This window comes from Stenotrophomonas sp. BIGb0135, from assembly GCF_024810105.1.
GTDB lineage: Bacteria > Pseudomonadota > Gammaproteobacteria > Xanthomonadales > Xanthomonadaceae > Stenotrophomonas > Stenotrophomonas maltophilia_AB.
On record NZ_JANUDX010000003.1, the window covers coordinates 428227 to 441126 of the forward strand.

At 68.9% G+C, this 12900-nt stretch carries 9 protein-coding genes; 7 read left to right on the forward strand and 2 right to left on the reverse strand.

Annotated features, from left to right (window positions below; all coding sequences use genetic code 11):
* Positions 1 to 24: 24 nt before the first annotated feature.
* Positions 25 to 4122, reverse strand: a complete 4098-nt coding sequence (gene hrpA, locus M2421_RS09615; RefSeq protein ID WP_259206305.1) for an ATP-dependent RNA helicase HrpA — start codon at positions 4120 to 4122, stop codon at positions 25 to 27.
* 89 nt (positions 4123 to 4211) lie between these two features.
* Here hrpA and M2421_RS09620 point away from each other — a divergent pair, with 89 nt between their 5' ends.
* The 6 genes from M2421_RS09620 (at position 4212) to M2421_RS09645 (ending at position 11603) form a co-directional block, all read left to right on the forward strand.
* On the forward strand, positions 4212 to 4763 hold the full coding sequence (locus M2421_RS09620; RefSeq protein WP_259206306.1) for a Dps family protein: 552 nt from the start codon (positions 4212 to 4214) through the stop codon (positions 4761 to 4763).
* Positions 4764 to 5514: 751 nt separating this feature from the next.
* On the forward strand, positions 5515 to 7317 hold the full coding sequence (gene recQ / locus M2421_RS09625; protein ID WP_259206307.1) for a DNA helicase RecQ: 1803 nt from the start codon (positions 5515 to 5517) through the stop codon (positions 7315 to 7317).
* Between the two features lie 95 nt (positions 7318 to 7412).
* Entirely contained in the window at positions 7413 to 7805 is a 393-nt protein-coding gene (locus tag M2421_RS09630) for a CopL family metal-binding regulatory protein (RefSeq protein WP_259206308.1), read from the forward strand.
* Positions 7806 to 7901: 96 nt separating this feature from the next.
* Positions 7902 to 9701, forward strand: a complete 1800-nt coding sequence (locus M2421_RS09635) for a copper resistance system multicopper oxidase (protein ID WP_259206309.1) — start codon at positions 7902 to 7904, stop codon at positions 9699 to 9701.
* On the forward strand, positions 9698 to 10822 hold the full coding sequence (locus tag M2421_RS09640; RefSeq protein ID WP_259206310.1) for a copper resistance protein B: 1125 nt from the start codon (positions 9698 to 9700) through the stop codon (positions 10820 to 10822). Before M2421_RS09635 ends, M2421_RS09640 begins: the two co-directional genes overlap by 4 nt.
* Before the next feature lie 268 nt (positions 10823 to 11090).
* A complete protein-coding gene (locus tag M2421_RS09645) occupies positions 11091 to 11603 on the forward strand; it encodes a GNAT family N-acetyltransferase (RefSeq protein ID WP_259206311.1) in 513 nt (170 codons plus the stop codon).
* A gap of 21 nt (positions 11604 to 11624) precedes the next feature.
* Here the strand turns inward: M2421_RS09645 and M2421_RS09650 are convergent, their stop codons facing one another.
* Entirely contained in the window at positions 11625 to 11924 is a 300-nt protein-coding gene (locus M2421_RS09650; protein WP_259206312.1) for a zf-TFIIB domain-containing protein, read from the reverse strand.
* Positions 11925 to 12085: 161 nt separating this feature from the next.
* Here M2421_RS09650 and M2421_RS09655 point away from each other — a divergent pair, with 161 nt between their 5' ends.
* Positions 12086 to 12850: a CPBP family glutamic-type intramembrane protease gene (locus M2421_RS09655; protein ID WP_259206313.1), complete on the forward strand. Its 765-nt coding sequence runs from the start codon at positions 12086 to 12088 to the stop codon at positions 12848 to 12850.
* Positions 12851 to 12900 lie beyond the last annotated feature (50 nt).

The window sequence follows — 12900 nt, forward strand, 5'->3', positions numbered from 1 at the left end:
GGGCACGGGGCGCAGCCAGCGCACTCAGGCCTGGCGCAACGCGGCCATGCGCTGGGCCAGTTTCTTGGCCGAGATGCCGCTCCTGGCCCCCAGTTCCTGCGCGAACAGCGACACCCGCAGTTCCTCCAGGTCCCAACGCAGGGCCTGCCACTGCGGACGCTGGCGCAAGCCGCGCACGTCGGCCTCGGCCAATGCATCGATGAACGGCCGCAGCTCCAGCATGCGCGCCTGGTCGCGCGGTGGATCGCGCTTGGCCCGCTCGCTGCGCAGGATCATCGCGCGCAGGTAGCGCGGGTACTGGGCCAGTGCATCGGCGGGTGTCTCACGCAGGAACCCGGGATGCACCAGCGCGGCCAGCTGCTGCTCCAGGTCATCCAGGTTGCCGCGCGCCCACCCCATCAGCGGCGATTCCAGCAGCGGCTTCAATTCCGCCACGTGGGCCAGGATGTTCTCGGCCAGCGTGAGCCGGGCCATCGCCTCGGCGAACAGACCCTTGGCGGCCGCGTCGCGACGCTGCGCGTAGGCCGCCGGATCGCGGATCTCCGCCAGGCCTTCGGCCAACACGGCGTTCATCGCCGCATCGACCAGGTCGCCGCGCAGCCGCTCCTGCGACTCGATCGCGGCGTACAGCAGCCCGGTCTTGGGCGGCACCGGCAGTTGCTTGCGCGCCTGCTTGGCCTTGTCGGCCAGGGCGATCTCCAGCAACCGGCGCACGCCACGCGGATGCTGTTCGGCTGCTTCGTTGCGGTCGGCGAAGATGCGCAGCGCGGCGGTGTCGCCCTCGTCCACCAGTGCCGGGTACGCCGGCACGCCGGCTTCGCCAGGCACCTGCAGCGGAATCGGCGTGGCCGGGAAGTCGCGCAGGCCCTCTACCGCCAATGCCCGCCCGGCACGCGCGGCGAAGGCTTCGCCGGCCTTGTCGCCGAAGCGCGCGCGCAGCGCGTCCAGGTCACGCGAACTGGCCAGCAGCTTTCCGCCCGCATCGAACAGGCGCAGGTTCATGCGCAGGTGCGCTTCCAGCGCGGCATCGTCGAAATCGGTGGCGGCCACCTGTGCGCCGGTGGCACGCGACAGGAACCGCGCCAGCTCGCCGCGGATGTCGTCAGCGCTGGGATCGGGGAAGGCCTCGGCGAACGCGCGGCCGAAGTCCGGCGCGGGCACGTAGTTGCGGCGCATCGCCTTGGGCAGGCCGCGGATCAGCGCCGACGCCTTGTCGGCCACGAAGCCGGGCGCCAACCACGACAGGCGCGCCGCATCCAGCGCGTTGAGCAGATGCAACGGCACATCCAGGCTGACCCCGTCGTCCTCGCTGCCGGGCTCGAAGCGGTAATGCAGCGCCAACCGCGCATCCCCCAGCGGCAGGTACTTGGGATAGCGCTCGGCATCGCTGCCCTCGCCGGGCAACAGGTCGGCCAGGGTCCAGGCCAACCCGCGGCGCTTGTCCGGGGCCAGCCCCTTCCACCAGGTGTCCAGCGCGGTGGCCGAATGGATCTCCGCCGGCACCCGGTCCAGGTACCAGCGTGCCTGCCAGGCCTCGTCGGCCACGATGCCGGCGCGGCGCAGCTTGGCCTCCTCTTCCCGAGCCTGTTCGAGCACCTTGAGGTTGTCGGCGATGACGCTGGCGCGGGTATTGATCTCACCGGTCACCAGGCCCTGGCGCACGAAAATGTCATGCGCCTCGCCCGGCGCGATGCGGCCGTAGTGCACCGGCTTCTTCGGGGCCAGCACCAGCCCGAACAGGCTGATCTGCTCGGAGGCCAGCACCTGCCCCTGGGCACGCGACCAGTGCGGATCGAAATGCTTGCGCAGCAGCAGGTGCGGCAGCTCGGCGATCACCCAGTCCGGCTCGATCGCGGCGTTGGTCAGGCCCCAGATTTTCTGGGTGTCCAGCAGCGTGGCCGTCAGCAGCCACGGCGGCGGCCGCTTGGCCAGCACCGAACCGGGGAACGGCAGGAAGCGGCGCTGGCGCGGGGCCAGGAAATCGCCCTTGTCGCTGCGGTGGCCGATCTGCGTCGGCAGGCCGGCGATCAGCGCGCGATGCAGGGTCTGATAGGCGGCCGCGCGCACCTTCTCGGTGAACCCGCCCCCGGCCTCGCGCGCATCGGCCACCGGCGCGGCGGCCGGGGCCGCCACCGGTTCGGTCTTGCCCTCGCGGGCCAGGCGCGCGGCGCGATGCTGCTGACCGCGGGTCGCCTTGATGCGGGCGTCGTCGTCGCGCGCCGGCGCCGGCGCGGACGACCCGGCCAGCAGCGGCGCCAACGACGTCGCCGCCGGCTCCTCGGTCCAGCCCAGTTCCTCGCACAGCACGCGCAGCTGGCGATGCAGCTCGCGCCACTCGCGCATGCGCAGGAACCCCAGGAAGTGCCGTTCGCACCACCCGCGCAACTTGGACTGGGTCAGCTCTTCGTGGGCCTGGCGATAGCCGTCCCACAAGCGCAGCACGCCGACGAACTCCGAGCGCCCGTCGGCGAACAGCGCGTGGGCGGCATCCGCTGCGCCGCGCGCTTCCGGCGGACGCTCGCGCGGGTCCTGGATGCCCAGGAACGAGGCGATCACCAGCATCGGCCGCAGGCAGCCCTGCGCTTGGGCGGCCACCAGCATGCGGGCCAGCTTGACGTCCACCGGCAGGCGCGCCATCTGGCGCCCGACCGGGGTCAGCCGGCGCTCGGCATCCACCGCGCCCAGTTCGCCCAGCTGCTGCCAGCCATCGGCGATGGCACGCTCGTCGGGCGCTTCCAGGAACGGGAAGTCCTCGATCCGGCCCAGGCCCAGCTGCAGCATGCGCAGGATCACCCCGGACAGGCTGGAGCGACGGATTTCCGGATCGGTGAACTCGGCGCGCGAGAGGAAATCGGCTTCCGAGTACAGCCGGTAGCAGATGCCTTCGGAGACACGCCCGCAGCGTCCCTTGCGCTGGTTCGCGCTGGCCTGGGACACCGCCTCGATATGCAGGCGGTCCAGTTTCTGGCGCGGGCTGTAGCGCTTGACCCGGGCCAGGCCCGGATCGACCACGTAGCGGATGCGCGGCACGGTCAACGAGGTTTCTGCCACGTTGGTGGCCAGCACGATGCGGCGCTTGCCGCCCGGGTTGAAGACCTCGTCCTGGTCCTTGACCGACAGCCGCGCGTACAGCGGCAGCACCTCGGTCTCGCGGTACTTGCGCCGTTCCAGCGCCTGGTGCGCGTCGCGGATCTCGCGCTCGCCGGGGAAGAACATCAGGATGTCGCCGCGCGGATCGATGCGGGTGATCTCATCCACTGCCGCCACGATGGCGTCGTTGACGGTGCGTTCGCCGTCGCGCCCACCGTCCTCATCGCCACCGCCCTCGCCTTCCAGCGGTCGATAGCGCACCTCGACCGGGAAGGTGCGGCCCTCGACGCTGATCACCGGGGCATCGTTGAAATGCTCGGCGAAACGCGAGGTATCGATGGTGGCCGAGGTGACGATCAGCTTCAGGTCGGGGCGCTTGTGCAGCAGTTGCTTGAGATAGCCCAGCAGGAAGTCGATGTTGAGGCTGCGCTCGTGCGCTTCGTCGACGATGATCGTGTCGTACTGCGACAGCCAGCGGTCGCTGCTGATTTCCGCCAGCAGGATGCCGTCGGTCATGAACTTGATGCGGGTGTCATCCCCCACCCGGTCGGTGAAGCGCACCTGGTAGCCGACCACCGTGCCCAGCTCGGTGTTCAGCTCCTGCGCCACGCGGGTAGCCACCGCACGCGCGGCAATCCGTCGCGGCTGGGTGCAGCCGATCATCCCGGCCACGCCGCGGCCGGCGGCCAGGCACAGTTTGGGCAGCTGGGTGGTCTTGCCCGAGCCGGTTTCACCGGCGATCACCACGACCTGGTGATCGCGGATCAAGGCCGTGATGCGTTCAGCTTCACGCGCAATGGGCAGGCTATCGTCCAGACTGATCGCCGGCAGGTGCCGCGCGCGCGTCTCGCGCCGCTGCACCGACGCCTGCAAGGCCTGCTCGAACGCGGCGGCCACGCCTGCATCGGCGGGCTTGGACTGCCAGCGCGAGAGCATCCCGAGCAAGCGGCCGCGGTCGCGGCTCATGGCCCCGTCAATCGCGGCGCGCTGTTCGCGCAGGCGTGGAAGATTTTGTTTGTCGATAGTGCTCATCAATCGAATCGTTTAGAACTTTGATCACTACTGAAAGCGTAGTCTGATCTATTGTGAAGGCCATCCAATCCACAAGGAGGATCATCCCCATGGCGAAGACCAAGACACCGGCCCAGAAGACCCAGACCGGTAAGCAGAAGCTGGCATCGGCCGCCCCGTCGGCCCCGAACATCGATATCGGGATCAAGGAAGGCGATCGCAAGAAGATTGCCGATGGGCTGGCATCCTTCCAGGCGGACGCGTTCACGCTCTACCTGAAGACGCACAACTTCCATTGGAATGTCACCGGGTCGATGTTCAACTCGTTGCACACCATGTTCGAGACCCAGTACACCGAGCAGTGGGCAGCCCTGGACGACGTCGCTGAACGCATCCGCGCATTGGGCTTCAATGCCCCGGGCTCCTACCGCGAGTTCGCGGCCCTGACCTCGATCGCCGAGGAGCCGGGCCTGACCGACAGCGCGGACTGGCGTGAGATGGTACGCCAGTTGGTCGCGGCCAACGAGGCCGTGTGCCGCACCGCCCGCAAGGTGCTGGACGTGGCCGACGACGCCGACGACGCCCCGACCGAAGATCTGATGACCCAGCGCCTGCAGACGCACGAAAAGTACGCCTGGATGCTGCGTTCTTTGTTGCAGTAAAGCGTTTGCGCTTCTGGCATCTGCGCGCGGCGAGGGTCCGACCCCCTTGCCGGGACACGCCGTAAACCCATCCTTGGGGGCTCGCGGGCGCCATCCATGGCGCCCGACGGTCCCGGCAAGGGGGTCGGACCCTCGCCCAGATGGATGTGCATCCGGCGGTTGGGAAGAGAGAAAAGCATGCAGAACAGGCGCCCGGTGGCGCCTGTTCTGCGTTATGGGCCCTCTTTCCATAGATGGAAGCCAAAATCCTGGACCCGGATTCGGCAGTGGCTCCGCACTTTGCCCTTTGTCTTCGCCGTTGGCTGTGGATCTGGGTCCACCTCCTGCCCTTTGCCTTTTGCCTTTTGCTCTTGGCCCTTTGCTCTTGGCCCCTCTCCCCCTTTTACTCTTTGCTTTTGCTCTTTGCTTTTGCCCCGTTGCTCTGGATCCAGCACCAACGCCGGCTCGCATTCGCCGTTGCCCCACCCTCCCATACGCACCAGCCAACTGTCGGGGCGTGGGGTGGGTGGGTTGGCGGGACCGTTGGGCGCCATGGATGGCGCCCACGAGCCTCCAGGGATGGATTTACGGCGTGTCCCGCCAACCCACCCACCCCGCGCCAACCATCAGCACAGAAACCATGGGCTTTGGCTCTGGCTTTGGCTTTGGCTCTGGCTTGCGCTGCGGCTCGTGAGGCCCGAAGGCAAGCCCCTACCCACTGATCCTCTGTTGGAGGACACGGCCAACCCGCCCGCCGGGGTAAACTAGCCCGATGTCTTCCCGCCCCGCGCACGACCTGCTCAGCCGCATCTTTGGTTACGACGATTTTCGCGGTCCGCAGCAAGCGATCGTCGAACATGTCGCTGCCGGCAATGACGCGCTCGTATTGATGCCCACCGGCGGCGGCAAGTCGCTGTGCTACCAGGTGCCGTCCCTCCTCCGCGACGGCACCGGCATCGTCATCTCCCCGCTCATCGCCCTCATGCAGGACCAGGTAGAAGCCCTGCGCCAGCTCGGCGTCCGTGCCGAATTCCTCAATTCCACCCTCGATGGCGAGACCGCCGCCCGGGTCGAACGCGAACTCCTCGCCGGCGAGCTCGACATGCTGTATGTCGCCCCCGAACGCCTGCTCACCGGCCGCTTCCTGTCCCTGCTCTCGCGCAGCCGCATCGCCCTGTTCGCCATCGACGAAGCCCACTGCGTCTCCCAGTGGGGCCACGACTTCCGCCCCGAGTACCGCCAGCTCACCGTCCTCCACGAACGCTGGCCCGACGTCCCGCGCATCGCCCTCACCGCCACCGCCGACCCGCCCACCCAGCGCGAAATCGCCGAGCGGCTCGACCTCACCGGTGCCCAGCATTTCGTCAGCTCCTTCGACCGCCCCAACATCCGCTACACCGTCGTCCAGAAGGACAACGCCAAGCGCCAGCTGCTCGACTTCCTCAAGGTCCACCGCGAACAGGCCGGCATCGTCTACTGCATGTCGCGGCGCAAAGTCGAAGAAACCGCCGAGTTCCTGTGCAAGGAGGGCATGAACGCCCTGCCCTACCATGCCGGCCTCCCCGCCGACGTGCGCGCCGCCAACCAGCGCCGCTTCCTGCGCGAGGACGGCATCGTCATGTGCGCCACCATCGCCTTCGGCATGGGCATCGACAAACCCGACGTGCGCTTCGTCGCCCACACCGACCTGCCCAAGTCCATGGAAGGCTATTACCAGGAAACCGGCCGCGCCGGACGCGACGGCGAACCGGCCGACGCCTGGCTCTGCTACGGCCTGGGCGATGTCGTCCTGCTCAAGCAGATGATCGAGCAGTCCGAGGCCGGCGAAGAACGCAAGAGCCTGGAGCGCAACAAACTCGACCACCTGCTCGGCTACTGCGAATCCATGCAGTGCCGCCGCCAGGTCCTGCTGGCCGGGTTCGGTGAAACCTACCCCCAGCCCTGCGGCAACTGCGACAACTGCCTCACCCCACCCGATGCATGGGATGCCAGCGTCGCCGCGCAGAAGGCCCTCAGCTGCGTCTACCGCAGTGGCCAGCGCTTCGGCGTCGGCCACCTCATCGACATCCTGCGCGGCGGCGAGAACGACAAGATCCGCCAGTTCGGGCACAGCGAACTGAGCACCTACGGCATCGGCAAGGACCTCGACGCCCGCACCTGGCGCAGCGTGTTCCGCCAGCTGGTGGCCGCCAGCCTGCTCGAAGTGGACAGCGAAGCCTACGGCGGCCTGCGCCTCACCGACGGCAGCCGCGAGGTCCTCAAGGGCCAGCGCAAGGTCATGATGCGGCGCGAAAGCCCCAAGACCCGCGAGCGCGACCGCAGCGGCCAGCGCACCGGCCTGTCCGTGCTGCCCGAGGACCTGGCCCTGTTCAACGCGCTGCGCAGCCTGCGCGCCGAACTGGCCAAGGAACAGAATGTCCCGGCCTTCGTCATCTTCCACGACAGCACCCTGCGCAACATCGCCGAACAGCGCCCCACCAGCGTCGACGCGCTCGGCCGGGTCGGCGGCATCGGCGGCACCAAGCTGTCCCGCTACGGTGAGCGCCTGGTCGAAATCGTCCGCGAGCAGGGCTGATGGCCCGCGTGCGCCCTGACGGAGCCGGGTCCAGGGTTGAACACCGCGTTCAGCCGCAGGTGCGCACCGCCCGGTTTGGCGCTAGGGTAAGCCCCATGTCTGCCGGTGGCCTGCTCCTGCGCGTGGTGTTGATGCTCAGCCTGTTGCTCAACGGGCTGAACGCCGCTATGGCCGCGCCCATGGCATTGGCGATGGCCACCCCGCCCGCTGCCGCAACGGCGGCCCCGCCCTGCCACGACGCACCGGCCGCAACGCCGATGCAGCCTGGCCACCACAGCCACATCGATGCCGGCGCCCAGCCGCCGCACGACGGCGACCACTGCGCGATCAAGGACTGCCTGCGCAGCTGCGCGCAGCAATCCAGCCTGCCCCCGTCCATCGCCTGGCTGCCCAGCCCGCCGCCGCTGTCGCTGGCGCCGGTGAGCCTGCCGCGCCCAGCACTGCCGGCGCCGCCGCTGGACCGCATCACCCGCCCTCCGATCGGCTGACCGCGCGCCGCGAGCGCCCAGCGATGTGATCCCGTGTGCCTGCGCACACGGCTCCGCGGCACCCCACGTGCCCGTCCGATTCGATCCGGAGTTGCAATGTCCTTCCCAACCCAACCCGGCACGGGCAGCCCGCCCATGCCGTCGCGCCGCCTGTTCGTGCAGGGCGCCGCCGCCGGTGGCGTGTTCGCCGGCCTGGTCGCCAGCGGCCTGCCCGCGCGCGCCTTTGCCGCCGCCGGCCCCACCGTCGCCAGCGCCCCGCAGGTGCTCACCGCCGCGGATGTCCAGCTCAGCATCGGTGAATCGCTGGCCAATTTCACCGGCCGCACCCGCCCGGCAATCACCGTCAACGGCAGCCTGCCGGCGCCGATCCTGCGCTGGCGCGAGGGCGACACCGTCAGCGTGCGCGTGGCCAATACCCTGCAGGGCCACCCCACCTCGATCCATTGGCACGGCATCCTGCTGCCGGCCAACATGGACGGCGTACCCGGGCTGAGCTTCAACGGCATCGCGCCCGGCGAGGCCTACCAGTACCGCTTCACCCTCAAGCAGTCCGGCACCTACTGGTACCACAGCCACTCGATGTTCCAGGAACAGGCCGGCCTGTACGGCGCGTTGATCATCGACCCGCTGCAGCCGGCCCCGTACCGCTTCGACCGCGAACACGTGATCCTGCTGTCGGACTGGACCGACCTTGACCCCGGCGCGCTGTTCCGGCGCATGAAGAAGCTGGCCGAGTTCGACAACTACTACAAGCGCACCCTGCCCGACTTCCTGCGTGACGTACGCAAGGACGGTTGGGCGGCCGCCACCGCCGATCGCGGCATGTGGGGCCGGATGCGGATGACCCCGACCGACATCTCCGACATCAACGCCCACACCTACACCTACCTGCTCAACGGCACCGCCCCGGCCGGCAACTGGACCGGGCTGTTCCGCAGCGGCGAGAAGGTGCTGCTGCGCTTCATCAACGGCGGCTCGATGACCTACTTCGACGTGCGCATCCCCGGCCTGAAGATGACCGTGGTCGCCGCCGACGGCCAGTACATCCATCCGGTCAGCATCGATGAATTCCGCATCGCCCCGGCCGAGACCTTCGATGTGATCGTCGAACCCAGCGGCCAGGATGCGTTCACCCTCTTCTGCCAGGACATGGGCCGCACCGGCTACGCCGCCGGCACCCTGGCCGTGCGCCATGGCCTGCAGGCGCCGATTCCCGCACGTGACCCGCGTCCGCTGCTGACCATGGGCGACATGGGTCATGACATGGGCACGATGGGCCACGACATGCCCGGCATGGGGCACCAGATGAAGGGCATGGAAGGCGGTTGCGGCGCGCACATGGGCCACGCGGCCCACGGCGGCACGGCCAGGGCGCCACGGCATCCGCCCAGTGAACAGGGCAACCCGCTGGTGGACATGCAGAGCATGGCGACCGAACCCAAGCTCGATGATCCCGGCATCGGCCTGCGCGACAACGGCCGCCACGTACTCACCTATGCCGCGATGCACAGCCTGTTCGACGATCCCGATGGCCGCGAACCCGGCCGCGAGGTCGAGCTGCACCTGACCGGCCACATGGAAAAGTTCAGCTGGTCCTTCGACGGCATCCCCTTCGCCAGCGCCGAACCGCTGCGGCTGAACTACGGCGAGCGCATGCGCATCGTGCTGGTCAACGACACCATGATGCAGCACCCCATCCACCTGCACGGCGTGTGGAGCGACCTGGAAAACGCCGACGGTGACTTCCAGCTTCGCAAGCACACCATCGACATGCCCCCGGGCACGCGCCGCAGCTACCGCGTGCGCGCCGATGCACTCGGCCGCTGGGCGTACCACTGCCACCTGCTGTACCACATGGAAGCGGGGATGATGCGCGAAGTGAGGATCGACGAATGAGCCGTTCTCCGATGTTCGCGATGTCGATCCTGAGCAGCGCGTTGCTGCTGGCGATCTCCGCCCCGGCGTGGGCGCAGTCGCACGCCGGCCATGCGATGACCCCGCCGCGCAGCGCCGATGCGCCCACGGTCGCTGCAGAGACGGTGGACCACGGCGAAATGGATCACGGCGAAATGGATCACTCGAAGATGGATCACGGCGCCATGGATCACAGCCAGATGGATCACGCGAAGATGGATCGCAGCGCCATGGATCACGGCCAGATGGATCACGCGAAGATCGATCACGGCAGCGTGGATCACAGCCCGACGGATCATGCCCGGACGGACCACGGTGCCCCCGACCATTCGACGATGGACCACGCCGCCATGGGCCACGGCCCGACCAAGCCGCCTGCCCGCAATGATCCGCGCGAACCGATCCCGGCGGTGACCGATGCCGACCGCATCGCCGCCTTCCCGCCGATCGATCACGGCGCGATGGAGCACGCCCCCGACCTCCACAGCCTGCTGCTGGTCAACCGCCTGGAACACTGGGATGGCCAGCACGGCAACGGGCAGGCCTGGGAGGCCAGCGGCTGGATCGGCGGCAACATCCACCGGGTCTGGCTGCGCAGCGAAGGCGAACGCAGCGGCGGGCGGACCGAGGCGGCCGACGTGGAAGTGCTGTACGGCCGCAGCGTATCGCCGTGGTGGGATGTGCTGGTGGGCGTCAAACAGGACCTGGGCCGCGGCGATTCGCGGACCTGGGCGGCATTCGGCGTCCAGGGCCTGGCCCCGTACAAGTTCGAGACCTCGGCGACCGCCTACGTCGGCGAAGGCGGCCAGGTCGCCGCCACCGTGGAAATGGAGTACGAGCTGCTGCTGACCAACCGCCTGATCCTGCAGCCGCTGGTGGAAGCCACGTTCACGGCCAAGGACGATCCGCGCTACGGCAATGGCAGCGGCTTGAACAAGGTCGAGGCCGGGCTGCGCCTGCGCTACGAGGTCAACCGTCGCTTCGCCCCGTACATCGGCATCAGCCACGAACGCCTGTTCGGCGACACCGCCGAGTACCACCAGGCCGCGGGCGAACGCGCCCGCGACACCCGCTGGGTGGCCGGCGTGCGCGTCTGGTTCTGAGGCAAAAAAGATCCCGGGCGCGGCGGGCGCCCGGGATAACAGGGGTCGTGCATGCCGGATCCGACGGGCCCAGGCGGGGCGTCACAGGCCGCCGCGCCTGGCGCGGTTGCGACCTGTCCGACACCCGGGGCCTTGCTCGTTGGCGACCCGGGTACTGATGTGATGCCCCGGCGGGAAACTTCCGCCATCGGCCGCGCCGTTTTCGTGCGATCAAGGGTCGATCGCGTACCCTTTGCGCCCCGTCCCCGCCCGCCCGCTCACTTCCGCCATGCCCCTGCAGATCCGACGCGCCACCCCGGCCGATGCGCAGACCCTGTCGGCGATCGCCATCACCACCTACACCGAAACCTTCGGCGACTCCTACCCGCCGCAGGACCTGCAGGCGTTCCTCGAGGATCACTACAGCGTCGCCCCGCAACGCGCGGAGCTGGACGACCCGCGCAGCGCGGTGTGGTTGCTGGAGGATGCCGGCCGTGCGGTCGGCTACCTGGCGGCGGGGGCCAACGGCCTGCCGCACGCCGATGCCCGCGAGGGCGACATCGAACTCAAACGCCTGTACGTCCTGGCCAGCCACCAGGGCGGCGGCCACGGCGCGCGGCTGATGGCGGCGTTCCTGGCGTGGCTCGACCAGCCGGTACGCCGCACCCTGTGGGTGGGCGTGTGGTCGGAAAACATCGGGGCGCAACGCTTCTATGCGCGCTACGGCTGCGTCCAGGTCGGCACCTACGATTTCGTGGTCGGCGACAGCCGCGACCTGGAGTTCATCCTGCGCCGGCCCTGATCGGCAGGACCGGCGCGGGGCTCAGAAGTCGAACAGGTCCGACAGGAAGCTCTCTTTCTTCTTCTTGCGGTAGCCGTGCTGGTCGCCATAGGGCTGCTGCTGGCCCAGGTGGCGCGTGTCACGGTGCTGCACGGCCGTCGGCGGCGGTGGCGGCGCGGCGCGCACCGGCGCGGGTGCAGCGGCACCGGCCGAACGCTCGATGATCTTGTCCAGCTCGCCGCGGTCCAGCCACACGCCACGGCACTGCGGGCAGTAATCGATCTCGATGCCTTGGCGCTCGGACATCACCAGCGCCTGGGTCTTGCATACGGGGCATTGCATCGTCGCGCATCCTCATCCTGTTCCAACCCCGACTGTACCTGCGCGCGGATGACTGCAACGCAACACGTGCCGCGCCCATGACCATCGGCACGGGGACTTCCGGCGCGCGCTCGCTGGGCGTCCACGCGGCAGACTGCCTGCTCCCCGCAAGGAATGCCGTCATGCCCTTCCCAGGACAGACCCGTTGGTGGGCATCGCTACTGGCCCTGCTGGGCGTGGCAATCGGCCTGAACCTGCGCGACCTCAGCGCCGCGGTCGGCGTGCCCATCCCGCGCCTGCCGATCCCGTTCGGCGGCAGCCTGCTCGACAACCTGCTGGCGGTGCTGACCGCGGTGCTGCTGGCCTGGCTGCTGAAGCCACGTGACCTGGCGCTGGCGGACAGCCTCGGCCTGCGCTGGCACGGCGCGCGCGGTCCCTTGCTGGTGCTGCTGTCCACCCTGCCCTGCTGGGTCGGCCTGGCCGCGCTTGGCCGGTTGAATACGGCGCCCGAGCCGTTGGCATTGCTGCTGCTTGCCGTGCTGTTCCCCCTCGCCGAAGAAATCCTGTATCGCGGCCTCGGCTTTGTTTTCCTGGTCCGCGTACTGCACTGGCCCGCGTGGCTGGCCGCCCTGCCCCAGGCCGCGATGTTCGGCGCCGTGCATTGGCTCGGGGCGGGCGGCATCGACGGGGGCGCCAGCGCCGTGCAGATCCTGGTCCTGATCGCCGTCGGGGGCCTGGCGTTCGCCTGGTTGAACCACCTCGACCGGCTCACGCTGTGGAGCGGCCTGGCCCTGCATGTGTCGCTCAACCTGGCCTGGAACCTGTTCATCCTCGATGAGGCAATGGCCCTGGACGGGAAGGTCACTGCGCTGCGCCTCGCCGCTGCGGCAATGGCCGTGCTCACCCTGGCCTGCTGGCTGCGGCCATCACCGGACGCGGCGCGGTAGCCGGCGCCGCGTGCACGACCTCCTCACCACGGGCCCCCGCATAATTGCGC